The organism is Sorangium sp. So ce321 (genome assembly GCF_051530195.1).
In the GTDB taxonomy this organism is placed as follows: domain Bacteria; phylum Myxococcota_A; class Polyangia; order Polyangiales; family Polyangiaceae; genus Sorangium.
The window spans coordinates 2,002,848-2,028,683 of the sequence record NZ_CP150329.1 but is presented as its reverse complement, the minus strand read 5'-3'; the positions used below and the strand labels follow the sequence as shown (position 1 = coordinate 2,028,683).

The 25,836-nt window shown below is 72.5% G+C and carries 22 protein-coding genes; 12 read left to right on the top strand and 10 right to left on the bottom strand.

Annotation, left to right across the window (positions count from 1 at the left end; all coding sequences use genetic code 11):
- The first annotated feature begins 8 nt into the window (after positions 1 to 8).
- From WME89_RS07845 to WME89_RS07830, 4 genes are all read left to right on the top strand, one after another.
- Positions 9 to 776, top strand: a complete 768-nt coding sequence (locus WME89_RS07845; protein ID WP_438008608.1) for an ABC transporter permease — start codon at positions 9 to 11, stop codon at positions 774 to 776.
- Positions 767 to 1,690 (top strand): ABC transporter ATP-binding protein, encoded by a 924-nt coding sequence (locus tag WME89_RS07840; protein WP_438008607.1) that lies wholly within the window; start codon positions 767 to 769, stop codon positions 1,688 to 1,690. The genes WME89_RS07845 and WME89_RS07840 overlap by 10 nt, the downstream gene beginning before the upstream one ends.
- Positions 1,691 to 1,763: 73 nt before the next feature.
- Positions 1,764 to 3,047: a hypothetical protein gene (locus tag WME89_RS07835; RefSeq protein ID WP_438008606.1), complete on the top strand. Its 1,284-nt coding sequence runs from the start codon at positions 1,764 to 1,766 to the stop codon at positions 3,045 to 3,047.
- 87 nt (positions 3,048 to 3,134) lie between these two features.
- Positions 3,135 to 3,515, top strand: coding sequence for a hypothetical protein (locus WME89_RS07830; protein WP_438008605.1), 381 nt, complete (start codon positions 3,135 to 3,137; stop codon positions 3,513 to 3,515).
- A 59-nt stretch (positions 3,516 to 3,574) separates the two neighbouring features.
- Here WME89_RS07830 and WME89_RS07825 read toward each other — a convergent pair whose 3' ends face one another.
- Positions 3,575 to 3,787 (bottom strand): transposase, encoded by a 213-nt coding sequence (locus WME89_RS07825; RefSeq protein ID WP_438008604.1) that lies wholly within the window; start codon positions 3,785 to 3,787, stop codon positions 3,575 to 3,577.
- 71 nt (positions 3,788 to 3,858) lie between these two features.
- Here WME89_RS07825 and WME89_RS07820 point away from each other — a divergent pair, with 71 nt between their 5' ends.
- Positions 3,859 to 5,289, top strand: coding sequence for a transporter substrate-binding domain-containing protein (locus WME89_RS07820; protein WP_438008603.1), 1,431 nt, complete (start codon positions 3,859 to 3,861; stop codon positions 5,287 to 5,289).
- A 127-nt stretch (positions 5,290 to 5,416) separates the two neighbouring features.
- Here WME89_RS07820 and WME89_RS07815 read toward each other — a convergent pair whose 3' ends face one another.
- The 3 genes from WME89_RS07815 to WME89_RS07805 form a co-directional block, all read right to left on the bottom strand.
- Complete coding sequence (locus WME89_RS07815) at positions 5,417 to 6,337, bottom strand: hypothetical protein (protein WP_438008602.1); 921 nt, start codon at positions 6,335 to 6,337, stop codon at positions 5,417 to 5,419.
- Between the two features lie 74 nt (positions 6,338 to 6,411).
- A complete protein-coding gene (locus tag WME89_RS07810) occupies positions 6,412 to 7,035 on the bottom strand; it encodes a cysteine hydrolase family protein (protein ID WP_438008601.1) in 624 nt (207 codons plus the stop codon).
- A gap of 177 nt (positions 7,036 to 7,212) precedes the next feature.
- A complete protein-coding gene (locus tag WME89_RS07805) occupies positions 7,213 to 7,467 on the bottom strand; it encodes a hypothetical protein (RefSeq protein WP_438008600.1) in 255 nt (84 codons plus the stop codon).
- Between WME89_RS07805 and WME89_RS07800 the strand changes: the two genes are divergently transcribed.
- A complete protein-coding gene (locus WME89_RS07800; protein ID WP_438008599.1) occupies positions 7,457 to 7,588 on the top strand; it encodes a hypothetical protein in 132 nt (43 codons plus the stop codon). The two genes, WME89_RS07805 and WME89_RS07800, sit on opposite strands and share 11 nt — an antisense overlap.
- A gap of 62 nt (positions 7,589 to 7,650) precedes the next feature.
- Here the strand turns inward: WME89_RS07800 and WME89_RS07795 are convergent, their stop codons facing one another.
- The 3 genes from WME89_RS07795 to WME89_RS07785 form a co-directional block, all read right to left on the bottom strand.
- A complete protein-coding gene (locus WME89_RS07795; RefSeq protein ID WP_438008598.1) occupies positions 7,651 to 11,547 on the bottom strand; it encodes an nSTAND1 domain-containing NTPase in 3,897 nt (1,298 codons plus the stop codon).
- A 5-nt stretch (positions 11,548 to 11,552) separates the two neighbouring features.
- Positions 11,553 to 13,403 (bottom strand): sigma 54-interacting transcriptional regulator, encoded by a 1,851-nt coding sequence (locus tag WME89_RS07790; RefSeq protein WP_438008597.1) that lies wholly within the window; start codon positions 13,401 to 13,403, stop codon positions 11,553 to 11,555.
- Positions 13,404 to 13,481: 78 nt separating this feature from the next.
- A complete protein-coding gene (locus WME89_RS07785) occupies positions 13,482 to 13,649 on the bottom strand; it encodes a hypothetical protein (RefSeq protein WP_438008596.1) in 168 nt (55 codons plus the stop codon).
- Between the two features lie 162 nt (positions 13,650 to 13,811).
- Here WME89_RS07785 and WME89_RS07780 point away from each other — a divergent pair, with 162 nt between their 5' ends.
- Together WME89_RS07780 and WME89_RS07775 are read left to right on the top strand one after the other, a co-directional pair.
- The gene (locus WME89_RS07780) at positions 13,812 to 15,872 is read left to right on the top strand and encodes an FG-GAP-like repeat-containing protein (protein ID WP_438008595.1); all 2,061 of its coding nucleotides are present in this window, start codon (positions 13,812 to 13,814) and stop codon (positions 15,870 to 15,872) included.
- Positions 15,873 to 16,230: 358 nt separating this feature from the next.
- Entirely contained in the window at positions 16,231 to 16,944 is a 714-nt protein-coding gene (locus WME89_RS07775; protein WP_438008594.1) for a hypothetical protein, read from the top strand.
- An 83-nt stretch (positions 16,945 to 17,027) separates the two neighbouring features.
- Here the strand turns inward: WME89_RS07775 and WME89_RS07770 are convergent, their stop codons facing one another.
- Genes WME89_RS07770 through WME89_RS07760 form a run of 3 tightly spaced genes read right to left on the bottom strand, consistent with a single transcriptional unit; the run spans position 17,028 to position 21,965 of the window.
- Positions 17,028 to 17,813 carry a hypothetical protein gene (locus WME89_RS07770; protein WP_438008593.1) on the bottom strand — a complete coding sequence of 262 codons (786 nt, stop codon included), beginning with the start codon at positions 17,811 to 17,813 and terminating at the stop codon, positions 17,028 to 17,030.
- A 43-nt stretch (positions 17,814 to 17,856) separates the two neighbouring features.
- Positions 17,857 to 19,902, bottom strand: coding sequence for a sulfatase-like hydrolase/transferase (locus WME89_RS07765; RefSeq protein WP_438008592.1), 2,046 nt, complete (start codon positions 19,900 to 19,902; stop codon positions 17,857 to 17,859).
- 5 nt (positions 19,903 to 19,907) lie between these two features.
- Positions 19,908 to 21,965 (bottom strand): sulfatase-like hydrolase/transferase, encoded by a 2,058-nt coding sequence (locus WME89_RS07760; RefSeq protein WP_438008591.1) that lies wholly within the window; start codon positions 21,963 to 21,965, stop codon positions 19,908 to 19,910.
- 158 nt (positions 21,966 to 22,123) lie between these two features.
- On the opposite strand from WME89_RS07760, the gene WME89_RS07755 reads away from it, so the two are divergent.
- From WME89_RS07755 to WME89_RS07740, 4 genes are all read left to right on the top strand, one after another.
- Complete coding sequence (locus WME89_RS07755; protein WP_438008590.1) at positions 22,124 to 23,386, top strand: SprT-like domain-containing protein; 1,263 nt, start codon at positions 22,124 to 22,126, stop codon at positions 23,384 to 23,386.
- A 111-nt stretch (positions 23,387 to 23,497) separates the two neighbouring features.
- Complete coding sequence (locus tag WME89_RS07750; RefSeq protein ID WP_438008589.1) at positions 23,498 to 24,031, top strand: SRPBCC family protein; 534 nt, start codon at positions 23,498 to 23,500, stop codon at positions 24,029 to 24,031.
- 588 nt (positions 24,032 to 24,619) lie between these two features.
- Positions 24,620 to 25,012: a hypothetical protein gene (locus WME89_RS07745; protein WP_438008588.1), complete on the top strand. Its 393-nt coding sequence runs from the start codon at positions 24,620 to 24,622 to the stop codon at positions 25,010 to 25,012.
- Positions 25,013 to 25,216: 204 nt separating this feature from the next.
- The gene (locus tag WME89_RS07740) at positions 25,217 to 25,771 is read left to right on the top strand and encodes a hypothetical protein (RefSeq protein ID WP_438008587.1); all 555 of its coding nucleotides are present in this window, start codon (positions 25,217 to 25,219) and stop codon (positions 25,769 to 25,771) included.
- The last annotated feature ends 65 nt before the right edge of the window (positions 25,772 to 25,836 follow it).

The window sequence follows — 25,836 nt, the reverse complement described above, 5'->3', positions numbered from 1 at the left end:
ACGATCGCATGAAGCTTTACCGCGGGATCAGCCGACAGGCCTACTGGGGGCTCGCCGCGCTCTCGTTCTCGACCTTCATCGCTGCCTGGGTCGTGCTCTCGAGGAGCATGGAGTCCGCCGCGGTGTTCCTCCCCTCCCCGCTCGACGTGGTGGAGGCGGGCCTCGCGCTGTTCCGGGAGCGCGACTTCGCGAGCGACGTCCTCGCGAGCATCTACCGCGTCACCGCGGGGTTCGCGGCCGCCGTCGCCGTGGCGCTGCCGGTCGGGCTCCTGGCCGGCACGGCCAAGCCGGTGGACGCGCTCGTCCAGCCGTTCAACGACTTCCTCCGGTACCTGCCGGTCGCGTCGCTGATACCGCTCAGCATCCTCTGGGTCGGCATCGGCGATGCCCAGAAGATCTCCATCATCTTCATCGGCACCGTCTTCCAGCTCATCCCCCTCGTCGCCGACACCGCCGCGCGCGTGCCGAAGCACCTCGTCGAGCTCGGGTACACCATGGGGGCGAGCTCGCGGCAGGTGCTCCTGCGCGTGGTGCTGCCGTGGTGCATGCCGACGCTCCATGACCACTTCCGCGTCGCGCTGGGGTGGGCCTGGTCGTACCTCGTCGTCGCCGAGCTCGTCGCCGCGACGTCCGGGATCGGCCACGTGATCATCCAGTCGCAGCGCTTCATCCAGACGGGCAACGTGATGGCCTCCATCGTCGTCATCGGGCTGGTCGGGGTGCTCTTCGACCAGCTCTTCAGGCTCTCGAGGCGGGCGCTCTTCCCGTGGCTGTGACGACGAGCTCACCGGGCGGGCCGAGGACCGGGAAGCCGCTCGTCCTGCGCGCGCTCTCGAAGACGTTCGCCGGCGACGGGGGCGGGCGCGCCGTCCTCCGCGACCTCGACCTCTGCGTGGCGGCAGGGGAGCTCGTGGTCATCCTCGGCCCCTCGGGCTGCGGCAAGACGACGTGCCTGCGGATCGTGGGCGGGCTCGAGGCGCCCGACCCGCGCCCCGGGACCGAGCTGCTCCTCGGCGGCGAGCCGATCCGCGGACCCGGGCCCGATCGCGGCTTCGTGTTCCAGTCCTACTCGTCCTTTCCCTGGCTGACCGTGAGAGAGAACGTCCTGTTCGGGCTGCAGTTCTGCGTGCCCGACAGGGCCGAGCGGGAGCGCCGGGCCTCGGCCTACCTGGAGCTCGTCGGCCTGAAGGCGTTCGCGTCGTCCTACCCGCGCGACCTGTCCGGCGGACAGCAGCAGCGGGTCGCCATCGCGCGCACGCTGGCGACGCAGCCGAGCCTGTTGCTCATGGACGAGCCCTACGCGGCGCTCGACGCCCAGACCCGCGAGGCCCAGCAGACCGAGCTGCTGCGCATCTGGCGAGAGCGCAGGCCGACCATCCTCTTCGTCACGCACGACATCGCGGAGGCCGCCTTCCTCGCCGAGCGCGTCGTGATCTTCGGGGAGCGGGGGACCGGCATCGTCGCCGACGTGCGCACCCAGCCGGAGCTCGAGGAGAAGATCGCGCGCAACGCGCGGAGCCTCGCGGCGGCCGGGGATCGCGGGCGGGCAGACGCGCTCGCCGCGCTCCTCGGAAGGCCGGTGGACGCGGCGACCATCGAGCAGCGCGGCCCGTGGATCCGGGAGCAGCCGGAGTTCTACGAGCTGACGGCGCGCCTCAAGGGCCTGCTGCCGGCGGTCCGCGCCGGCTGACGCGGGGCGCGGGCGCTCGCTCGTCGGACAGCGCCGGTTGTTCCGCTAGTCGCCCCCGCGGGCCGGAGCCAACATGACCCTCGTGCTCGACGTCGATCTCCGCTCCCGCCTGACCCGCTACGTCGCCGCCGTCCTCGGCTTCTGCCTCTCGATCTTCTTCGCGGCGCTCGCCATCGGCATCCTTGCGGCCTCCATCGAGGCGCCGCCCCTCCTGGCGTGGACGCTGCGCGGCTTCATCCTGCTCCTGTTCGGCGGCATTGCCGTGGGCTCGGCCGTCGGCGCAGCGCGCGCGCTCTCCGGCGAGGATACGAAGGCGCACGGCGTGCCCCCCGAGGTGCTCGCGCGTTGCCTGACGTGCGGCGAGGTCACGCCGAGCGACGCCCCCTGCCCCGCGTGCGCCGAGCCTCCGCACGATCGCGCAGGCGCCATCAAGGTCACGCGTCAGGGCATCCTCGGCGCGGCGTTCGGCGTGGGCCTCTTCGGCGCCCTCGTCTGTCTGGGCGTCTTCATCCTGGCGGGTCCCTACTACGACGGCGAGCGCCGCGTCTGGGCCCTCATCGCCTTCGGCGCGCTCGGCTTGCTGATCCTCATCGTCGGTGTGGCCGGGCTCTGGGGCGCGCTCGGCGTGCTGCGCGGAGCGCTCGGTCGCACCTCCAGCCTCTCGTTCAGCGTGCACGGCCCCGAGCGGACGGCATGGGGCGCAGGCGCCTCCGCGTGGGGCAAGCTCGTCTGGCTCGAGGGGCAGGGGCGCGTGGGCGCGCCGCCCGGGCCGGTGGCCGTGCCGGAAGGCGGCTATCGCGCGTCGGCCGGCGACGTCGCGTTCGCCGAGATGATCGCCACGCTGGACGCGGCGGGCATCGTGCGGATCGAGGACGAGACGACCATCGAATGGCGCCTCGGGGACAAGCTTGCCGAGGGCGGCCCTCGCCTCGTGCGCAGAACCCCGCTGCGGTTCGAGCGCAAGAAGACGCGGGATACGACCATCTCGCTCACGCGCGAGGCCGCTCGCTCGCCCGAGGACGACGACCTCGACGAGGTCATCTCGGTCGAGGCGCTCGAAGGAAGCTCCCCGGCGCAGGAGTACGTGGCCATCGTGGGCCGCTTCTTCGCGCGCTGGCTCCGCGAGCCCGTGAGCCTCGTGCACCTGCGTCACGCGCTCGACGCGGATCCGGCACACCGCGCGCAGGCCGAGGCGCATGCTCGCGCGCTGCGGGAGCGCGGCGTGCCCGTCTCGAGCGAGCTCGTGGAGGCGATCCTGGGGCGAGCTTCCGACCAGCCTACTTTCGCGAAGCCGACAGGGGTCGGAACGGAAAATAGGGCCAGAGGTCATGTCCACTCGACTCGACCCAGAGACTGAAAGATCCCGCCCCCCGGCACGGGTTGCGCCCGTGAGTCCCCGCGCTGTAGCATCGCCCAGCGCCTTCGCGCGACGGAGGAACACATCATGTCGGGATACCGTGTCTTTGAAACGCTCCAGCGCTCCGATATCGAGGCCCTGTTCGACGTCGGCGCCCATGTCGCCCTCGTCGGCGACGCGTCGCACACGCACGGAGCCTCGGACTTCAAGGCATTCCACCTCGAGCTGAACCTCGGCATCTCCGACGAGCAGATCCGGCTGCTCCAGTCTCGCCACAACTCCACCTACATCAAGCTGAAGCCCGGCCTGATGCTCGGCGGCGGCAAGGTGGATCTCGAGGTCTACACCTACGAGCAGGACATCCTCCAGCTCCTCGACAGCAGCTCCCAGTTCGCCCTCCGCACCGGGCGCGCCGCATTCGGCCACGGCGAGACGATCGGGATGATCCCGCTCAACTTCGACAAATGACGAGACGCCGCGCGGCGCGCCCGGTGATTGCGCCGGGGGCGCGCGGCGCCCGTGCTCTGTCAGCTCGCTGAGGGGACTCCGGCGCTTCGCAGGGGCGCAAAGAATCCATGATACCGGACAAGCGGGTACCGCGGCGGGGGAACACGTGTGGAAAGCCGCGCAAGCAGCTCTACAGGCGTCATGATCAGGCGCGCGCTCCGCTTTCCCGCCGGCTCGCCTGGGGAGCGCCACGCCGAGGCCCGGCAGAACTTCGTCGCCTGCTGCGAGCGCATGGCGGCAGCGCGACGACGCCGACGGAAACCCTCCCGCCTGACCGGCCGCAGGGAGTATCCTCCGCGCCCTCATGACGAGCGCTCTCCGCGCGCCACGCTCCCCAGCCCGGCCTTCGCGACGCACGGCGGGCCCGCGGATCACGCTGGCCCTGGTCCTCGGGTTCGCCGCGGCGGGGTGTGCCCGTCCGGACGGGGCCGTCTCCGCCCGGCCGGCCGGGGCCGCCTCCGCGGGGCCCGCCGCCGCCGCCGTGCCTGCCGTCTCCGCCGCGCCGGACGCGGGGGCGGCCGCAAGCTCCCGCCCCGAGGCGGCCTCCCTCCGCGCCGGCACCAGCGGCGACTACCCGCCCTTCAGCGTCTGGAAGGACGACCACGCCGAGGCCTTCTCCGCCGCGCTCCTCGGCGGCTTCGCCGCAGAGCAGCGGCTCGCGCTGTCCTGGACACGCTTCCGCTGGTCCGAGCTCGTCGGGGACCTGCGCGCCGGACGCTTCGACCTCGCGGCCGACGGCATCACCGTACGCCCGGAGCGCTCCATCGCCGGGCGCTTCACCGTGCCGGTGGCCCGCGGCGGCGCCGTCCTGCTCCTCCGGCGCCCGGCGTGGGCCGCGCCCGCGGGCAGCCCAGGGCTCGGACTCGAGGGCGCCCGCGCCGCGCTGCGCGCGCTGGACCGGCCCGAGCTGCGCGTGGCGGTCAACCGCGGCGGTCACCTCGAGCGCGTCGCCCGGAGCTTCCTGCGCCGCGCCCAGGTCGTCGCCATCCCCGATAACGCCGCGGTGCGCGAGGCGTTCGCCCGCGGCGACGCGGACGCGGCCATGACCAACACCTTCGAGGCCCCGCGCTGGGCCGAGGGGCTCGACCGCATCGAGCGGATCGGACCGCTGACCCGCGACGTCGTCGCGCTCTACGTGCGCGCCGACCGGCCCGAGCTCGCCGCCCAGCTGGACACCTGGCTGCTCGCCGAGGAGGAGCGCGGCGCGCTGGGGCAGCTGCGCGCGCTCCACCTCGGCCCCGGCGGAGGCGGGCCCACCGCGCTGCCCGTGGACGCGCTCCTCTGCGCCACCGCCGAGCGCCTCGCGCTCATGCCCCTGGTGGCCGCCGCCAAGCGGCGCGCCGGGAGGGCCATCGAGGACACCGCGCAGGAGGCCCGCGTGCTCGCCGCCGGGAGGGCCGCCGTCCTCCAGGCCGCCGCCGCGCGCGGCGCGCCGCCCCCGGCCGACGACGCCATTCACGCCTTCTTCCGGGCCCAGATCGAGAGCGCCAAGGCCGTCGAGCGACGCGCCCTGGCCGCCCCGGAGACGAGCGAGCCGGTCTCCTCGCTGGACGACGACCTGCGCCCGGCCATCGCCCGCATCACCGCGCGGATGGCCTTTCTCCTCGTGCGCCTGCCCCGCGGGCTCACGCGCGAGTCCGTGCTGGCCAAGGCCCGCGACGACCTGGCGGAGAGCGGGCTCGCGCCCGAGCAGCTCGAGCGGCTCGTGGCGGCGCTCGTGGCCCTCGGGGGCTGACGAGGCGGCGGCAGCGGCTCGGCACGAGCTGTTCGATGTGACGGCTTCTGCGGCGATGGGGTCACGCCGCACATCCTCGCACGGCCGCGCCGCTGGCCGCGTGAGGCCGACGCCTGGCCGCCGGCCCTCAGGACCTCCGGCGGGATCGCGCGAAGAACGCCGCGACCGCCAGCGACACCCAGGCGGCGCCCCCCGTGCTCGTGCGGCCCGGCGCGAGGCTGCACCCGCCCTCGTCGTCGCTCGCGCCGGGCTCCGGGGTCTGCCCCGTGGGCTCGCCGCCGCCGGCCCCCGGCGTGCCCGCCGCCGTGCTGCCCCCGCCGCCGGTGCTGCCGGTGCTGCCGGTGCTGGTGGAGGCGTCCGCCCCGCCCGCGCCGGGCTCGGTCGGAGCGCCGCCGGCCCCTTCCCCGCCCGCGCCGCCGCCGCCCGCGCCCGGATCCGCGGGCCCCGGCGGGACATACTCGCTGCCCGGCTCCACGACGGTCACCACCATGCGCACCCGGGTCGGCATGAACCGCGCGGCCCGGTCTGCCCCGACGTTGTCCGCGGAGGGCTTGCCGTTCTCGGTGTCCTTCAGGATGACCGCGATCTGGCGGATCCCCTGGCTCCAGTCCACCGACTCGCCGTCCGGCGACCAGAACCCCGAGAACGGCGACGCCCAGTCGACGACGCCCGTCGTCGTGTAGGTCGGCGACTGCTCGGTGCAGGCGTACGTCGGCGTCGCCTCGAAGCAGACCTGGAACTTCGTCGGCTCGTCGGTCGGCTTGGTGAGCACCTCCAGGTGCAAGTAAGCCGTGCCGGACGTGTAATCGACCGGGCTGCGCCAGTTGGTCGGGGCCGACTCCGGCGGATCGACGCGGTAGTGGGAGTCCGCCAGCGTGGGCAGGTGGTCCCATGTCTCATCGAGCACCACGAACTGCTCGGCGAGCGCCAGAGAGCTCGACAGCGACATTGCGGCCGCCGATGCCGCGAACACCCCGGCGCGGCGCCACGCCGCGCCCGACCTGCGCTGCCGCGCACCCAGGAGGGACAACGTTTCAAGGTTGATCATGGGTGAGCTTATACACCCGTTCTGCCCCGCCCCGCCCAGCTGCCTGACCTCGGGCAGCTGTGCCCAGGTCGAGACTAGCGCAGCTCGGGCGAGCGCCGCTCCCACAGCCGCGTCACCTCGGCGCTGCTCGTGATGTACGCGAACACGTCGCTCATGCACAGGAGCGCCGCCTCGTGGTGCGCGGCGGAGATGCCGGCCACCGCGTCGGCGGGCAGGAGAACGCGGTAGTCGAGGTTCCTGGCGGTGAGCACGGTGCTCATCACGCAGACGCTGGTGGATACGCCGCAGCAAATGAGGTTCTCGATTCGCTTGCACCGGAGCAAGAGGTCGAGGTCGGTGCCGAGGAAGCAGTCGTAGCGTCGCTTCGCCACGATGCGGTAGTCGCTCGCCGCGACCGCGAGCCCGTCGGCCAGCTCGCACCCCCGCGTGCCTTCGTGGCAGTGCAGGGGGTCGAACTCCAGCTCGATCCCGTAGTCGCTCCGGTCCGGCCGGTGCATCTCCTGGGTGAAGAGGATGGGCAGCTGCCAGCCTCGCGCCCAGCCGATGAGCCGGTTGATGATCGGGACCAGCCCGCGCGCCCCCGGCGTCTCGCCCGGAGCGCCTTCGTCCACGAAGTCCCGCTCCATGTCGATGACGAGCAGGGCCGTGCTCTCCGGGTGGATCTTGTCGAGCGGCAAGGGACGGATGCGCGGAGTCATCCCGGCGGCGTCCCGGCGACGAGGAGCCTCGTACGCGACCCCGGAGCTCGGCCGAAGCAAGGCACGATCACGATGCTATCCAGCGCTGCCGCGGCCGGCAAGGCGCCTCGGAGGGGCGGAGCCTCCGGGGTCATCGCCGAGGCGAGCGCGGCGATGCCGCGGGGTCGACCTGACGGCTCAGCCGCCCCAATCGACAGGCTTCCTCCCGGGCGGCGTCACGTTCGGCATCTCGTGAAAGAGCGCCCGCCCGAGGTCGGGCAGCGGCGCGCACGCCTGCTCTCCCAGGTTGGTCAGCTCGAGCGGATCATCCAGCACGTTGAAGCAGTGGAACTCGCCGTCCCACTCGCGCGCCTCGATCTTCAGCGGCCCCTGCATCATCCCCCAGTTGCGGAAGGAGCAGCCCCATACCCACGTGCAGTTCGTGAGCGGCACCGGCGCGACAGTGCGCTCCGGCCGCGTCAGCGGGTGCCCGATCATCCGGGCGCGGAACGCGCGCGAGCAGAAGAAGCTCGACCCCGACTGCCTCGGGCCGCTCGCGATCCGCGACCTCTGAGCCCTGCGGTGCGGGAGGCGCTGCTCGCGGAGGACGGCGGTCCGTGAACCGCCGGTCCGCCCTCAGGGGAGCGCGCTCGCGCCCTGGCGCGGCGTCGCGCAGAGGCGGAAACCGACGCGCGGGTGGCGAATCGATCGCTCCAGCACGTAGCGCCGATCGAGGCGGGCGTGGCCGGCTCCCTGAAACCACGTTCCGGAGCGCTGCGCGATCGCGCCGCGCTCGATCATCGATAGCGTGTACTCGGCCGCGTTCCCCGACAGGTCATCCACGCCGAAGGGGCTCCGCGAGGCGGGGTAGCTGCCGACCTCGCGTGGATCGAAGCCGTCGGGGTCGTGCCCCTCGACGGGGCTGATGTTCGCCATGTCGTACGGCAGGCGCTCGCCCATCGGAAACAGGCGGCCATCTGCGCCCCGCCCGGCGCGCTCCCACTCGCGCTCATCACAGAGGCGCGCGCCCGGCGTTCGCCCCGTGGCGTCGCGCCACGCCGCGTACGCCGCGGCATCCTCCTGGGAGATGCCCACGACGGGGAAGCGCTCCCATCGGCCCCTCCGCCCGCCGCGACCGACATAAGGCTCGCCCGTCACGGCCGAGTAGCGGACCCGGCCGTCCTGGAAGGTCAGGCGCCACCTCCCGGGCGCGATGGGGTCCAGCGTGAGATCGTCGGAATGGTCCCTCCCGCGAGGCGTCCGGCGAGCGCGCTCGCCGGCCGAGAGCGCCTCGAGATACCGGATCCAGTCCTCGAACGTCACCTCCACGCGCGCGATGAGGTACGCGCCGGTCTCGGCGCGGTGGATCGGCATGGCGAAGTAGCGCTCGCTGCGTATCGTCGGGTCGGGCTCGGCGCTGCCGAAGAGGAAGGGCCCCGGGGGGACGTAGACGAAGCCTTCGAGCACCTGCTCCGGGCGCGGCAGCTCGAGATCGATCGCGACCCGCTCGGCGCGTCCGACGAGGAAAGGGTACCGCACGGGGGCCCGATCCGGGGCGGTGAGCTCGAGCATGTAGGAGCCCTGCGCGAGCGCGAGCTCGGCGATGGGCGTCTCGCCGAGCGCGCGGGGCGCGTCGAGCGTGAGCTTGCCATCCTCGCCGCGCTGATAACGGCGGAGCACCGCGGCGGCAGGCGGCGCCGTACGCAGCGTGAGGTGACCGCCCAGATCGAGCGAAGCGCGCCGCGCGCCCCCGGGATCGAAGAACGAGAGCCGGAACATGAGGGTGTCGCGGTCGGCGAAGCGCCTGTCGCGCTCGGCGGAGAGGAGGCGCGCGAGCGTCACGTCCCCGAGCCGCGCGCGCATCGCCGGGCTGTCCTCGCGGGCGAGGGCGGCCTCGATCTCGCGGCTCGCCTCCTGGTAAGCCTGCTCGGCCCCGAGCACGCGCGTGTGCGCGTGCGCCCACAGGCCCTCGCCGGCCGCGCTCCCCTGCGAGACATAGGTCGCGAGCGCCTCAGCGCGGAGCGCGTCGACCTCGGCGTCGGTGCGCCTCGCCGCGCCCGCGGCGAGCTCTGCGGCGACGACGTGATCCCCCAGGCGCCGCTCGAGGTCGGCGCGCGCCTTCAAGAAGGTGCTGGTGTACGCGCCAGCCACAGCCACCATCGCGGCGGTCGCGACCGCGATCGCGCTGAAGCGCCGCCGCCGCGCGGCCCGCCGCGAGGCGGCGAGGAAGCGCCGCTCGCGCTCGTCCAGCCCCCCTTCGGGGAGCTCACGCACCTCGGCCAGCTGCACGCGACCCCAGAGCGCCGCGGGGTGCTCGCGGAGGCGCTGCCACTCCAGGGCGGCGCGCTCGAGGCGCTGCCGGAGCGCGAGCAGCTCGGCGTCGCGGCTCAGCCAGCCGCGGAGCGTATCCCAGCGTTCGAGGAGCGCCTCGTGCGCGATCTCGAACGCGGCCCGGCCGTCGTCTGACTGGCGCGCCACGAGCAGCCGCCCGCGCACCATCGCGTCGATCGCGGAGCGCACGGCGGCGCCCTCGGCCTCTCCGCCCCGGCGCACGAGCTCCTCGACGGATCGCCGCGCGCGCGTCCCCTCGGCCGTCACCAGCGCCATGAGCACGCGCTGCGCCGCGCGTCGCTCCGCTGGCAGGAGCGCCTCGAGGACGCCATCGGCGTGCTTGGCCAGCGTCCCGGTCACGCCGCCCATGGCCTCGAGCGCCGACGCCGGCAGGACCTTGCGCTCGAGGTCGCGCCGCTCCCAGAGCTCGGCGAGCGTGAACTGCAGGAGCGGCAGGCCCCCCGGAGCGCTCCGCGCGGCGACAACGAACTCGTCGACCGTCTCGTCGCGCTCGAAGCGGAACCCCGCGGCGAGGGCGGGGCCGACGATCGCCTCGCGCAGATCGGCCTCGCTCATGGCCCGGACGAGGAAGAGGGAGCGCGCGACATGGTCGCCGAGCTCGGGCAGCGAGGTGAGCCGCGTCAGGAAATCGCTCCGCGCCGTGGCGACGAGCCGCACGCCAGACGCGCGGATCGCGACGCCGCCGAGGGCCAGCGCGGCGAGGGCCGCCTCGGAGGGCTCAGGGAGGGTCAGGATCTCCTCGAGCTGGTCCACCAGCACCAGCGTCGCGGTGTCCGAAGGGCGCTCGCGCAGGCGCCTGCCGAGCTCCGCCGGGTCGCGGTGCAGAGCCCGAGCGAGCTCGCCCTCGGACGTGTCCAGGAGGGCCGCGAACGCGCTCGCCAGGCTCAGGAGCGGCTGCTTGCCGGGCACCAGCTCGATCGTCGCCCAGCGGGGCCTGCCGTCGAGCCGCTCGAGCGCAGCGGCCGGCAGGAGCCCGGCGCGGCAGAGCGACGATTTGCCGACCCCCGAGTCGCCGGTCACGAGCACGAACGACTCCACGCGGAGCCGATCGAGGAGCGCCCGCACCTCCGCGCTCCGCCCGTAGAACATCGCGCTGTGCTGCGCGTCGAAGGCGAGCAGGCCGCGGTAGGGGCGCTCGCCGGAGGAGGTGCGCCTCGGCGCGACGAGCGCCTCGAAGGCGCTGCAGAGATCGTCGCCGGACGCGAAGCGCTCCGAGGGGCGCCGCGCGAGGCAGCGCTGGATCACGCCCGCGAGGGCCGCGTCTACCGTGGGGGCGACCTCGATGAGGGGCTGCGCGTCCACCTCGCAGGCGACCCGGGGCAGGTCCGCTGCCGCGACGCCCTCGTGCGGAGCGGCGCCCGCGCAGAGCTCGTAGAGGAGCGCGCCGAGCGCATAGATGTCCGATCGCGGGGAGGCGGGCGCGCCGCCCCAGAGCTCTGGCGCCATGTAGAGCGGCGTCCCCGCGATCCGGCGCCGCCGCGAGAACGTGCGCGGCGCGTCGGTGTCGAGGGTGCTCGAGGTCTGCCGGTCGGAGAGGCCTGAGCCCGTCGACGAGAGCGAGACCGTCGCGCCGGCGCTCGGCGGCGCCCCGGGCGATCCGAGGCGATGCGCCGCCGTCGCCGCCGGAGCGCCGTCCGGCGCGAGCGGCTCGGCCAGCGCGGGCAGCTGGGCGACGGCGTCTTGCTGAGCCCTCGGATCGGTGAGCTCCGCGAGCCCGAAGTCGAGCAACTTCACCGTGCCGTCGTGCTCGAGGACGGCGTTCGCGGGCTTGATGTCGCGGTGCAGGACGCCTTGCCGGTGGGCAGCCGCGAGGCCGCGCGCGAGGCCGCAGGCGATGGCCAGCGCGCTCCGGGGCGGCACGGGCTTGTCCAGCGCGTCGAGCCCCGTGCCGGCGACGTACTCCGAGACGAGGTAGGGGCGCCGGCGCACCTCGCCGATGCGGTGGATCGCCACGACGTTCGGGTGCCGGACGCGGGCGATCGCGCGCGCCTCGAGGAAGAAGCGCTGCCGGGCGCGCGCGTCGGGTTCGATGCCGGCGATGAACTTGATCGCGACAGGGCGGTCGAGGGCGGTGTCATGCGCGAGGAAGACCTCGCCCATCGCGCCGCGGCCGAGCAGGCGTATCAGGCGGTACTCCTCGAACTCACGCGGGGGAGCACCGGGGAGAGCGGGCTCGTGCAACGTTGTCATCCGTCGTCGAGGCGACCGGGATCCAGGCCGTGCTGGCGTAGCTTGAGCCGGAACGTGCGCTCGGGCATCGCGATGAGGTGGGCGGCCCGCACCCTCACGCCGCCCGCGGCGGCGAGCGCTTCGCGCATGCGCTGCCGCTCGAGCGCCTGGATCTCGTCGGCGAGCGGCCGGAACTCGTCGGCCCGAAGCGGCGCCGGAGCGCTGCCGTCGACGCCCGCGCCAACGCCGCCGCCGCGGGTGACCGCCGGGGGCAGGCTCGACGGCTCGACGACGCCGCCGTGGACCGAGGCCGCGGCGTACTCCATCGCGTTCCGGAGCTCACGCACGTTGCCCGGCCAACCGTGGCGCGACAACGCCAGCATCGTCGCGGGAGCGATGGCGAGCGGAGCCTTGCCGGCGCGCTCGCGCGCGGACGCCAGGAAGCGACGCGCGAGCACGGGGATGTCGGCCGGCCGCTCGCGCAGCGGCGGGATCATGACCACCGCGCTGCTCAGGCGGTAGAACAGGTCCTCGCGGAAGCGGCGGGCCTTCACCTCGGCCGCGAGGTCCCGGTTCGTCGCGGCGACGAGGCGCACGTCGGCCTCGCGCTCCCTGGCCTCCCCGAGCCGGGCGAAGCGGCCGTCCTCGAGCACCCGGAGCAGCTTCGCCTGCGCGGAGAGGCTGAGCTCGCCGACCTCGTCGAGGAAGAGCGTGCCGCCGTCCGCGCGCTCGAAGAGGCCCGCCTGCGCCGCGTGCGCGCCCGAGAACGCGCCTTTCTGGTGACCGAAGAACTCGCTCTCGAAGAGCGTGTCGGGGATGGCGGCGCAGTTGACGCAGACGAACGGACCAGCGCGCCGGCTCGACCCGTGGTGGACCGCGAAGGCGGCGTGCTCCTTGCCGGCGCCGGTCTCGCCGACGACGAGCACGGGCAGGTGCGCGTCCGCGAGCCGCTCGATCAGCGAAAAGAGCTTCATCATGGCCGGATCGGCGAGCACGACGACCCGGTCCCCGAGCGCGAGCGACCGCACCCGGTCGGCGCCGCCGGCGACGGCGCCGGGCTCGGTCGCGCGGCAGGTGTCGCGGGCGGCCGCGAGCAGCGTCTCCGCGTCGCAGCCGTCCGCCGGGTAGGCCGCGACGCCGGCGCGCGCGCCCGGCGAGCGCGCGGCGAGGCTCTCGAGCGCGAGCACGGCCGCGGCGCGCGCCTCGTCTGCGTCGAGCTCGGGGAAGACGATGCAGAGCTCGCCGCCGGCCGTCCGGCCGACGATGTCGACGGCGCGGATCGCGCGCTCGCGCAGCGCCACGACGGCGGCGTCGTCGAGGAAGGAGGCGAGCGCGGGAGACGAGCCGGCGCGGGCCCTGGCGTGCACCCCGGAGCGCTCGGCGATGGGGCGCTCGGCGATGACGGCCACGCAGAGCGGACGGGCATACTCGATCCCGCGCTCTACCTCGTGCGCTAGCCGGTCCAGGAGCGCTTCCTCATCGAGGAGCGCGCCTGCGTGCCGGGGCTTCGGGCGGCCGCGGAGGATGAGCGACACCTCGCCGATCGAGACCACGTCGCCGGGGACGAGGGCGCACGCCCCGTCGATGGGGGCGCCGTTCACGCGCAGCCCGTTGCGGCTATCGAGATCCATGATGCGGACGGCCCCGCCCTGCAGCATCACCTTCGCGTGCCGCCGCGAGGCGGCGGGATCGTCGAGGTGGATGTCGGCCTCCGGGCTCCGGCCGACGAGGAGAAAGCCCGCCGGGGGCAGCCCCACGATGCGCGACGAGGTCTGCTCCACGACCATGAAATGAAACGTGTCTGGCTCGGGCTGCTGGTCCGCGGCCAGCGAATGCGTGGTCTTTACCCGATCTTGTGGGCCGAGCATCACCGCCGATTCGGCCACAGGCGCGCTGTGGATTCAACGGCCAGGCCACGAAGCGAGTGTGCGCATTATCCAGCCACACTACAATTCCACCGGCTCGCTGTTGCCGGGCTGCTCGGCGGCGCGGCGATAGCGGCAGCAACATCCGGCAAGACGTGCCGCCCGGCAAAGAATGCCGGGTGGGTGCTCTCGCGCGCTCGCGCCGCCGAGCCGCGGAATCCGGCCGAACAGGAGGTCAGCCGCGATCATGACCGCTGGCACCTGGGTTGCTCTCTCCTCGGCGAGCTCTGCGGGACCGTCGAACAACGCGACGACGACGCGCCGGGCTCGTACACGCGGGCGCCGTGGAGCGGCGCCATGCGAGACCAGGAGAATCTCTCGATGTTGCGACATAGCCTAGCGATGACTTCGATGGCCTCCGTCACGGCGCTGCTTCTGGGAGCGTGCGGCGACACGAGCGCGCCGGATCCCGAGGGCGCCGCCGGCGCCGCGGACATCGGATCCGCCTCTCAAGCCGCCACGATCACCCGGGTGATCCCGCTCCGGTTCATCCACATGATGGATTGCTCGTCCGGTCCTTCCTGCACCGCGAACGATCCGTGGGAAGTGATCCAGGCAGCCGTCTACCGGGCGAATGATGTCTACAATGCTGCCGGCGTGAAGTTCTGGATCAAATCGAACGAGATCCTCCACATGCCGACCGTGCGGCTGAACGAGGGCAGCGTCAACAAGCAATGGTCGGAGGTCCGGGCGGATCTGCAGAAGGCGTTCCCGAGCATCCCCAGCAACGCGTACGCAAACACCGAATCGAAGTCGATCTCGCGGTGGTTGGCCGCCGCGGCGGCGAACTACGGAGACAAGAACGTCGTCCACGTCTACGTCAAGGAGTCGGGCGGCAGCGTCTCCCAGTTCCCCGAGCACGGTCGCTCGCTCGTGGTCGGAAATCTCGCCTCGATCGAGGACGATCCGCCGAACACCCTCGTCCCGGCGACGCTCCTGGCCCACGAGCTCGGCCACTTCTTCGGGCTCCGGCACCCGTGGGTGTCCCTCGACCCCGCCGAGATGATCAACCCCGAGACCGGCCTTGGCTGGACCTACGGCGACGAGTGGGATCTGCTCTTCTGCAACACGAATCCGCCCCGGTTCTTCACGAGCAAGGCCGACTTCAACACGTATGGCTGCAGCAGCAGCAACCTCAAGCGCATCGACGTGGCGGCGGCTTGCGCCACATCGCCTGCGCACACGGGCCCGCTCACCTGCACGATCGGCAGCTTGCAGTACACGGCCGGCTCACCCGAGCTCTCCGGGCTCGCCTTCGCGGATCCTTCCGTCGTGCACGACCCGCCTGACGCCTTCAAGTACGGCGTGAACGTGATGACCTACTACTCGCACTGGGACGTGGATCTGCGCGCGCCGGCGTTCCTGCCCGACTCGGCGCTGGCCAAGGTCGCGAAGTACCTCGATTTCGACAACACGTTCGACCACGATGATTTCAAGCGCGCCGATGGCACGTTCCCCCCCGGCAGCCTCGGCGCCGAAGGAGACAAGTCGCTCCGGAAGGACCTCGGCGCGTCCAGCGACGATTTCGTCTGGTTCGCCAACCGTATCGAGGATGACGTCGCCTTCAGCTTCGCCGCCGCGCCGCAGTCTGTCTACGGCACTGCCTACAAGCCGATCAGCGGCGATTTCGACAACGACGGCCGCGACGACATCCTCTGGTACTACCCCGGCGACACCGACGCGCGGTTCTGGTGGGGCCGGAGCGACCGCAAGTTCGACGAGGATTTCCGGTCGAGCTACTTCCCCTCGACGGGATTCGTGGCCTTCGCGGGCGACTTCGACGGCAACGGCAAGAGCGACATCTTCCTTTACAAGGCGGGGAGCGGCACCGACTACATCCTGTCCGCTGGAGCGTCGAGGACCTTCACGCAGACGTCGACCACGGTTAGCGGGACGTACCTGCCGATCGTCGGCGACTTCGACGGAGCCCAGGGCGACGATATCTTCTGGTACGACGAGTCGGGCGGCTTCGTGAACCGGTGGTACTCGACGGGCGGGACGACCTTCACGCAGCTCGCCAACTACAGCGTGGATGCGGGCGGACCGTTCGTTCCGATCGTCGGCGACTTCGACGGCGTCCTGGGGGACGACATCTTCTGGTACGTGGCCGGGAGCAGCGCGGACAGGATCTGGTACTCGCTCGGCGGCGGATCCACGTCGTTCACGAAGACGTCCTCGCCCGAGAACGTCACCGGCTCGTACCTGCCTGTCGCCGGCGACTTCAACGGCGACGGCCATGCCGACATCTTCTGGGATGCCGTCAACGCCACGACCGATTACATCTGGCCCGGGGCGACGCAGACGGTGAAGTTCGCGCCGGGCCGGAACTCCTCGGTCTACGGCACGTTCGAGCCGGTGAGCGGCGACTTCGACGGCGATACCCGCACGGATATCTTCTGGTACCGGGACTGACGCTCGCCACAGGACCCCGCCGCGCCCGTTGACCGTCGCTGTTCCCGGCGTGCGACGGTCGGCGCCCGACGCGCCGCGGGATGCGTTTCCTTCGTGAATGCGGCGCCCGCTCTCGTCACGAACGAGCGGCGACGAGGCTGAGCCGATGGTTCTCTTGCTTTGCGATGGTCGGTGCTGAACTTTTCCTTTGAAGCTACCTCTTCTCTTTGCGAGATCTCTGGCGAGCATTTCGCTCGCCACCCTCATGGCGGGCTGCTCTGTCGCGGGGGCGCCGGAGCCTTCGCCAGAGTCGAGCTCATTCCCGACCTTCGAGGAGTTTCGCGCTCGGGTCTACCAGGACGCCGAGGGGAGATTCATCGTGGACGGCGACATTGCGATCTATTCGGAGCGAGGGTTGCGCGAGTTCTACCAGGCGGCCCTCTCCGCTCACGAGGATCGCGTCGCCGCCCAGGAAGGCCTCGCGGTCTCGCGTGATCACCTCCTGGTGAACACGTTCTCCGGGGCCGACGATCTCCAGCCGCTGTCCGGCCGTTTTGACATGACGTACTGCGTGAGCTCGAGCTTCGGAGCCGACCTCGATACGGTGATCGATGGGCTCGAGAGGGCGGCCCGGTCCTGGAGCGATGTCCTGGGTGTGCGGTATCGACGCGTCGATGTCTCGCCCTGCGATGCGTCTTCCGCTGTCACCTTCAATGTGCGTCCCATGCCGCCCGGATCGACGACCCACGCGACGTCCTTCTTTCCGAGCTATTCTCGGAGCACGCGAGAGCTGCTCATCGCCGACTCGGCCTTCACTGTGACGTTGGGCGGTCGCGACTTCGAGGGGATCCTCCGCCATGAGCTGGGGCACACGCTCGGGTTCAGGCACGAGCACATCGTGCTCGACCCGCAATGCACCGAGGAGGACGCGGTCGAATTTCGCGCGATCACGGAGTACGACGTCGACTCCGTGATGCATTATCCTCAATGCCGTCCGAGCGAGACCGGGGGGTATCGCCAGTCGTACCAGGACTACCGGGGAGGTAACCTCCTGTACGGCCTCGCGCCGGCCCTGACCAGCGCGGTGCTCTAGCTCCGCCCCGCTCCGGGATGCGCGGTGTCATCCTGGCGACTCCCGGCGACAAGGTGTCTCGCCCGCCTCCCTCCGGGAGCGGGTCAGTACGTGAGCGAGACCGTCTTGCAGCCGAGGCCGAAGGCTTTGATGGCCTCCTGCTCCATGACGTGAACCAGGTTCGCTACCTCGCCCTCACCGCAGCGGGTGTCCGGGAAGGGCTCGCCGCCGGGGCCGCCCGCGCCCTCGGGCGAGGAGACGGGTCCGATCTCTACACGGAGCGCGGGAGGCTCCCCCTCCACGAGGAGGGGCGCGCAATCGATGACGAGACGGTCCAGGAAATCGCCTACCTGGCCGCTGAAGCCCACCACCACCTGGTTCTCCGGGCATATCATCGTCCAGGGCAGCGAGCCATAGGACCCCCGGTTCGGGGTGAGGTCGCCGGGTGTCGTGGTGATCGTGTACGGGTCAGCTCCGGTGAGGTTCAAATAACCACACTGCGCCTGGATCTGGCCATGGATGGGCGCCGCATCGTCGTCGGTCTGCCCCTGATAACCAACGATGACCTGTCCCTCCGGGCACCCGTCCATGAACACGGCGCCCTCCGCCACATCGCCGCGCAGCTCGGTGAAGGTCTGCTCCCCGAGGACGATCCCCGTCGGCGCTGGGCAGGACTCCCCCTCGCACGCCGCACCCCCGCCGCCACCGGACGCGTCGCCGCCACCGGACGCGTCGCCACCGCCGGACGCGTCGCCACCGCCGGACGCGTCGCCGCCGCCGGACGCGCCTCCGCCGTCGAACGTGAGGCCGTCGACGCCCGAGATCGCGTTGCATCCGGCGACGGCGAGCACGGCGATCAGCGCGGAGAGACCGGGGGAGCGGAGCGTCACGGCGGGGCGGGATGGTACTCGATCCGGGGTCGACCCGACAGGCTCAGCCGCCCCAGTCGACCGGCTTCCTCCCGGGCGGCGTCACGTTCGGCATCTCGTGAAAGAGCGCCCGCCCGAGGTCGGGCAGCGGCGCGCACGCCTGCTCTCCCAGGTTGGTCAGCTCGAGCGGGTCGTCCAGCACGTTGAAGCAGTGGAACTCGCCGTCCCACTCGCGCGCCTCGATCTTCAGCGGCCCCTGCATCATCCCCCAGTTGCGGAAGGAGCAGCCCCATACCCACGTGCAGTTCGTGAGCGGCACCGGCGCGACAGTGCGCTCCGGCCGCGTCAGCGGGTGCCCGAGCATCCGGGCGCGGAACGGCGCGAGCCGCGGCTCGTCCCACAGCCCCATCAGATCGAGGAACGTCGGCGCGAGGTCGAGGTGCCACACGAACGCGTCCTTCGCGCCGGCGATGCTCGCCCGCTCCTCCGGGGCGAGCGTCCCCTCCGGCGCGTCGATCCACGCCGGGACCAGGATCTCCTCGTCCCAGAGCGAGCTCGTGTGGCCGAGCTGCCAGTGCTCCCGGAACGACTCACCATGATCCGACGTGTACACGAGCACCGTGCGCTCGCCGCTCGGCGTCCCGCGGATGTGCTCGATGAGCCGGCCAACCGCCATGTCCGACAGGTAAACGACGTTCTTGTAGTAGTTGAAAAAGTGCTCGTTCTTGTCGGGCGACTTGCTCAGCTCGCTGGGCTGGAACGGCGAATGCCGCGGATCGCTCACGTACGGAAAATGGATGTTCGAGTAGTGGATGACCGCGAAGAACGGCTCGACGAGCTCGTCCCACTCCTCGATCACGCGGTCCGTGAGCAGCCGGTCGTGAGCGCCGTAATCGAGGTCGGCGCCCGGATCGAGCTGGGTCGCGACGACGCGGTGCGAGACCGGGATGTCCTGCACGTAGAGCCGGGCGTTCCCGAACATGAGGTTCTGGCTCGTCCAGTACGCCGTGTCCCACCCGGCCGCGCGGGCGTAATGCCAGAGCAGCGGGGCGGAGCCGAGCACGTCCATGCCCTCTGTCGGCGACACGCCGGACCAGATGTTCGAGATCGAGATGGCCGTCGTCGAGTCGTGGGCCCGCATCTGCAGGAGCGGCATGCGGCGAGGCGCGGCGGCGTTGGAGAACGGCGTCGCCTGCTGGCAGGCCGGGTCATGCTCGACGCACGTCACGTCCGCGCGCTGGCTCTCCTGCAGGATGAGCACCACGTTCCGCGGCCGGGCGGGCCGCGCGGCGAGCGGGGGAACGCGCTCCGGGTCGCGGCGCTGCACCCGCAGATCCGGCGACTCGTCCGTGATGCCGAGGTGCTCCTTCACCACGGCGGTGACGCCGTGGAAGTAGATCATGTCGGCCGACGACGACTGGATCACCCGGTAGCTCACCGGGATCATCGTCACGCCGGCCAGCGCGAGGGGCACGACCGCCGCCGCGACGCGCCGCCGGAGCCGCCGGGGGCGCACGAGGCGGCGGGCGAGCCGTAGCGCCCCGAGGGCGAGCCCGAGCGCGACGGCGAAGTGGGCGATCACGCGGGGGTTCCCGAGCGGGAGCGTGCCCACGATCGACCACGGGATCGACTGGGAGTGGATCTGGGAGTCGATGGAACAGTAGATGTTGTAGAGGGCGTGAAAGCCCCCCTGCACGCCGCAAGCGAGCGTGAAGAGCGCGACGAAGAGCCCGCCGGTCACGCCGCGCAGGGCGCCGCGGCGGCCCGAGGCGACATAGAGCAGGACGCCCCAGAACCCGAGCGACACGGCCACTGTCGCGGCGTACCCCGCCGCGTGCAGCCGGTCGAAGGTGGTCATGTGGCGGCCCCGCCGCAGCACGTCGGCGACGAGGAACCAGAGCGCCGGCGAGGCGAGGAGCGCGAGGCCGGCGAGGCGGCGACGGCGACGAAGACCAGCCCGGCGCGCGGCGCGCGGGCGGCCGGCGAGGGGCGCGGGCTCGCCAGCGGCAGGCGCCGGTGCGCCAGCGGCAGGCGCCGGCGCGTGCACGTCAGCCGCGGGCGCGGGCGGCTCGCCGAGCGCGCCGCCGTCTCGGTCGATGTCCGGGGTCATCCGGCTCAGTCGCGGCGGGGCCTGGCCGCGAGGTCGCGGAGGTGGACCGGGACATCGACGCTGCCGGCGGGGCCGCCGTAGATCGCGTCCGCGAGCCGGGGCAGGTCGCCGCAGGCGGCGGGCCCGAGGTCGCGCTGCTCGCGGGGGTCGGCGAGCACGTCGTAGCAGCGCCAGGCGGTGTCCCAGGCGCGGGATTCGAGCTTCATGTTGCCGCGCATCATCCCCCAGTTCTTGAACGCGCAGCCCCAGATCCCGGTGCAGTTCGTGAGCGCCAGCGCCGCCGGCCCCGGCGACGGCCGGAGCAGGCTGTGCCCGACCATCGCCGCCCTGTAGCCCGCGAGCGCCGGCTCGTCCCACAGGCCCATCAGGTCGAGCAGCGTCGGCGCCACGTCGGTGTGGAAGACGGGCTCGTCCCGGGCCGCGCGCAGCGCGCCCTCCTCCTCGGCCGTCAGCGTGCCCGGCGGCGCGTCGACCCAGCCGGGCACCCGGATCTCCTCCTCGAGGATCGAGCCCGTGTGGCCGAGCTGGCCGTGCTCCCGGAACGCCTCGCCGTGGTCCGACGTGAAGACGATCACCGTGCGCTCGCCGACCGGAGAGCTCCGGACGAAGCGGATGAGCTCCGCGATCGCCGCGTCCTGCCGGTAGACCGCGTTCCTGTAGTAGTTGTGGTAGGCGTCGTTGTCGTCCGGCGCCTTGCTCTCGAGGGCGGGCTGGAACGGCGCCTCCGCCGGGTCGACCAGGTACGGGACGTGGGTGTTCCCGAAGTGGGCGACCGCGAGGAACGGCTCGCGCAGCGAGGGCAGCTCGGACCGCACGTGCGCGGACAGCAGCCGGTCGTCGGCCCCGAGATCGATGTCGGCGAGCGGATCGAGCTCGGTCGCGCCGCACTGGTGCGAGACCGGCAGGTCCTGCACGTAGAGGCGCGAGTTCGCGAACATCATGTGGTGGCTCGTCCAGTAGGCGCTGTCGAAGCCGGCCGCGTCCGCGTAATCGAAGACGAGCGGCGCCGTGTGGAGCTCCTCGCGCGTCGCGATCGGCTGGAGGCCGGACCAGAGCACCGAGAGCCCGATCGCCGTGGTCGAGGCGTTGGAGCGCATCTGCGTGAGCGGCAGCCGATCGGGCGCCGCCGCGTCGATGCGCGGCGTGCCCGGGCACGCGCCGGGCGCGCCGTCGGCGCCGTCCACGTCGGCGCGCGCGCGCGCCGAGCACGTGGCGTCGGCGCGCACGCTCTCTGTCAGGATGAAGAGCACGTTGCGCCGCGGGCCGGGCGCCGGGGCCACCGGCGGCAGCGCGGGCGGCGTGCGGAGCCCCGGGCGCACCTGCGCCGTGGTCTGGACGCCGACGAGCTCCTTGATGAGGCCTCCGATCGCGTGGAAGTAGATGACGTCGGGCGTGGAGGCCTGCACCGCGCGGTAAGAGCACGGCAGCACGAACGCGGCCACCACGCCCGCGGGCGCGGCGAGGCGCGCGGCGCGGGCCCACGCCGTGCGGCCGGGCCGCACGACCCGCCGGCCGAGCCAGACGAGCGCGGTGGCCAGCAGGAGCGGCGGGAGGACCGAGCGGAGGAAGTTCTCCCCGTCGGCCCGGAGCTGGCCGAAGAGGCTCGCCGAGAGCGAGGTCCCGAAGAGCGTGGCGTCGAGGTTGAGGTACGTCGCGTACTGGCGGTGGAAGTAGAGCTGGCCGCCGAGCGACAGCGTCGCGAGCAGCACGAAGAGCAGCGCCGCGACCCAGCGGGCCGCCCCCCGCCGCGCCGAGGCCGCGAAGAGCAGGAGCCCCCAGAGCGCGGCGCTCTCGGCCATCGCGCCGAGGTAGCTCGCCGCGTGCTTGCCGCTCAGGTCGAGCAGGCGATCCCCGCGGATGCGGACGTCCACGATCACGACGAGGAGCAGGGGGAGCGCGAGGAGCAGGCGACCGTAGCGGCGCCGGGCGCGGGCGACGGCGCGCAGCCGCGCGCGCGCCGCGGCGCGCTCGGCGCCCAGATCGCGGCTCAGACCGCGAGAGGAGCGGCTGGAGGCGTCCGCCTCGGCCGCCTGGGGTTCATTCGACGCATTGGGACGGGACACGTGGGGCGCGCGATTCTAGCGAGGACATGGCGTATCGGGAACGTTTCTGCGGCGGGTCGGTGGCGGTTCGATGAAGGGTCCGTCCGGCTGGAGCGGCGCGCCCCGGTCGAGAAAACCCTTCGACAGCCGCCCGGGGCGTGCCATGAGAGGCGTCCGACATGGCGGAGCAGCTCATCCTGAACGGGTTGCGCGGCGTCCAGCAGGCCTCCGAGGCCGCCGCGCCGCCGGCCGATCCCTCCTCCCCCACCGCGGCCGCCGGGCCGCCGCCGTCCCCCGGCGCGCCGCCGCCCGAGCCGCCGCGCGAGGCGGCGGCGCGGCTGAGCGCCGAGCTGGAGGCGGCGCTCGTGCGCGAGCTCATGGGGGCCTACCAGACCCTCAACTACACGCATTTCCGGCGGAAGCTGCGCTCGGCGTCCGTCGAGCTGTCCGACGCCTCGAGCCGGCTCGGGCGGTGGATCTCCGAGGCGCGCGCGATCGAGATCTCGCGGCCGCTCGTCCTGACGCAGCCGTGGGGCGTCGTGATCGAGGTGCTCAAGCACGAGATGGCGCACCAGTACGTGCACGAGGTGCTGGGCGTGACGGACGAGGCGGCGCACGGGCCGGCGTTCCGCGAGGTGTGCGCGCGCCTCGGCATCGACGCGACGGCGGCCGGGATGCCGGTGGCGGGGGCCTCGCCGGCGGACCCGGGCGGGGCGGCGCGCGGCGACGCGGACGGCGTGGACGCCCGGATCCTCGACCGGATCGCGCGGCTGCTCGCGCTCGCGGACAGCCCGAACGCCCACGAGGCGCAGGCGGCGATGAGCGCCGCGCAGCGGCTGATGCTGAAGTACAACCTCGACGTCGCGAAGGCGCGCGCCGCGCGGCACTACGGCTTCCGCCACCTCGGCGAGCCGAGCGGGCGCGTGGGCGAGAGCGAGCGGATCGTCGGGGGCATCCTCGGCAAGCACTTCTTCGTCGAGGCGATCTGGGTGCCTGTCTACTCGCCGCTCGAGGGCAAGCGGGGCAGCGTGCTCGAGATCGTCGGGACGCCGGCGAACCTGGAGATGGCCGCCTACGTACACGCGTTCCTGCACCACACGGCCGAGCAGCTCTGGAGCGAGCACAAGCGGGCCAACGGCGTGAAGGGCAACAAGGACCGGCGGACCTACCTGGCCGGCGTGATGATCGGGTTCCTCGAGAAGCTGAACACGGAGCGGAAGGTGTCTGCGGAGCAGGGGCTCGTCTGGGTGAGGGACGCCGACCTCGACAGCTACTACCGGTCGCGCCACCCGCACGTGCAGCACCTGCGGCACGCGGGCAACCAGCGGACGCCGGCGCACGCGCACGGGCGCGAGGCGGGGCGGAAGATCGTGCTGCACCGCCCGATGCAGGGCGCCACCGGCGAGCGCGGCCTGCTGCTGCCGCCGGGCAAGAAGGGCTGAGCGGTCAAACTCACGCGCGGGGCCGGGCGATCGGCGCGCGCCGGGGCCTCGAGCCGCGCGCGCCCGACGCGCTCGTTGACGCCGAAGGAGCGGTTCCGGCACGATGGCCCGTTGTGCGCGCCAACCGAGGAGAACGACGAGATGCCGCTCCGGTTCACCATTGAAGAGCGATTCGCTGCGTCCCCCGAGGAGGTCTTCCGGCTCGCGACGGACATCGACGCGTTCGGCGACTGGATGCCCAACTTCGTGCGGGCGGAGAAGCTCACGGACGGCGTCGTCGGCAAGGGCGCGATGTGGCGTGAGACGCGCAAGATGTTCGGCAAGGAGTCGACCGAGCAGTTCGAGGTCACGGCGGCGGAGCCCGGCAAGAGCCTCGACCTCTTCGTCGACGGGCAGAAGGGCACCACGGGACGGGGGGAGTACCGGTTTCGCTATGTCTTCGAGCCGACGGGCGACGGCACGCTGCTCAGGATGGATGGCGAGATCGCGGGGATGGGCTGGTTCATGGAGACGCTCGGGCGGCTGTTCATCGGCAGCTTCAAGAAGGCCGTGCACGGGGATCTCAAGGCGCTGAAGACGCACATGGAGCGGCAGCGGGCGAGCCAGTCGCCGCACCGCGAGCCGCCCGGGCCTGGTGGAGCGTGAGCGCGGAACACCGCAACATCGCAGGCGGCTCGGCCGGCACGTCGCGCCGCGCGGCAGCTCGTCCGACAGCGCCTCACGTGGCGCCGAGGTCGAGCGCGCCACGCCCGCTCCGCGGTGCCCGGCGCCCGCGGAGCGGGCCACGCGCTCCGCGCCGAGCCGTCTCGGGAAATACAGCGGAAAGCGCTGCCGAACGGCCCTGCGCCGGAACGGGCGCGCGTGCTCGATCGCGGCGCGAGGCGCCCAGACGTCTCGGCGCGATCGAGGCTCGGACGCGCCCTGTGTGGAGCGCCACGTAATATTCCCGCTAGCAAGGCTCGATGGGGCCGCTGCGGGGCGTTGATCGCGCGCAGCGCGCCCTGTACGCGCTGGCCGCACCGCGAGCGCAGGATCCCGCCGCGCGGCCCGCACCTGGAGGGAACGGCGCACGCCTCCTGGACCCCTCCTTTCCCGCGTCGAGCCGCTCCGTCTTTGTTGACCCGGTGCGCGGCGCCAGGCACCATCCCCGCGCGGCGCGAGGCCGGCCTGCAGGGCCGGAGGCTCGACCCCTGGCTCGCCACGCTTCCCCTAACACGCTGTTGAGGTGCTTGAATGCGCGTTCGTACGATCCTCTTGTTCTGCCTTGCTCCCTTTGCCATTGGCGCTCTCCAGGGCTGCGGCGGCTCGGATGAGCCCGGCGACAACAACAACAACAACAACAACGGGGGAACGCTCGGCGAGTGCCCGGACAACGCCGATGCCCAGGTGATGGCGGGCTTCACTGCGCTCACGGACAATTGCTCCTCCTGTCATGCCACGGACAAGACGGGCATCTCGCGCTACGGCGCGCCCGAATCGGTCAACGTCGACGACCCCGCGACCGTCAGCGCCGAGGCCGAGGAAATTTACGAGCGGGTGAAGGCTGGCACGATGCCCCCCGGCACGAAGCTCCCCGACCCCACGGTCGAATCGATCCGGGTCTACCTCGCCTGCGACGCGCAGTAGTCGCCACCGCGCCCCCTCCGCTCCACCCCTCCTCCGATCGCCGGCGCGCCGTCTCTCGAGACGGCGCGCCGGCGATCGCGCCCCGCCCGCAGCCGCGCTGCCGCTTGCGGCTCGCGCCAGACCAGCGATAGCGTGACCAGGTTGCGCCCGGGGACACCACACCTCGGACGCAGCGCAACCCTCTTCAGCACGAGGCAAGACTGGATGCGTTTACAGCAGAGCTTCAGCTTTGTTGTGGCGCTGGCGGTTACCCTCTCAGCCATCGGGTGCTCCGGCGACCCGGCCGAGAGCGAGGGCGCCGGCGGGCAGGCGGGGCACGGGAGCGCCACGGCGAGCAGCGCCGGAGGGCACGGCGGGCAGGCGGGGCACGGGAGCGCCACGGCGAGCGGCGGCGGGGGGCACGGCGGAGAGGAAGGGAGCGCGGGCGGCGGGGGCACGGACGCGGCGCCCGACTTCGCGCTGTTCATCGTCCCCGCCACCGTCGACATCCCCTATGACGCGCTGACGCCGGTCGCCCTCTCGATCCGCCGGTTCAACGGCTTCGACGCGCCGATCGACGTGATCGTCAACGCGCCGCCGGAGGGGCTCGTGGTCGCGCCGCTCGAGATCCCGGCCGGCGCGTCCACCGCCGCGCTGGAGGTCGGGGCCTCGGGCGAGCTCACCGTGGACACGACCTTCAACCTCGAGCTCGTGGCCCGCTCGGACGATCTGCTGCGCTTCGCCGCGGTCACCGCCACGGTCGTCGCGGCCGCGCCCTGACCGCCGCGGGCTCCCGGGCGCGCCGCTCCCCGGGCGCTGTGCGGCCGCGCGATCCGGAGTATGGT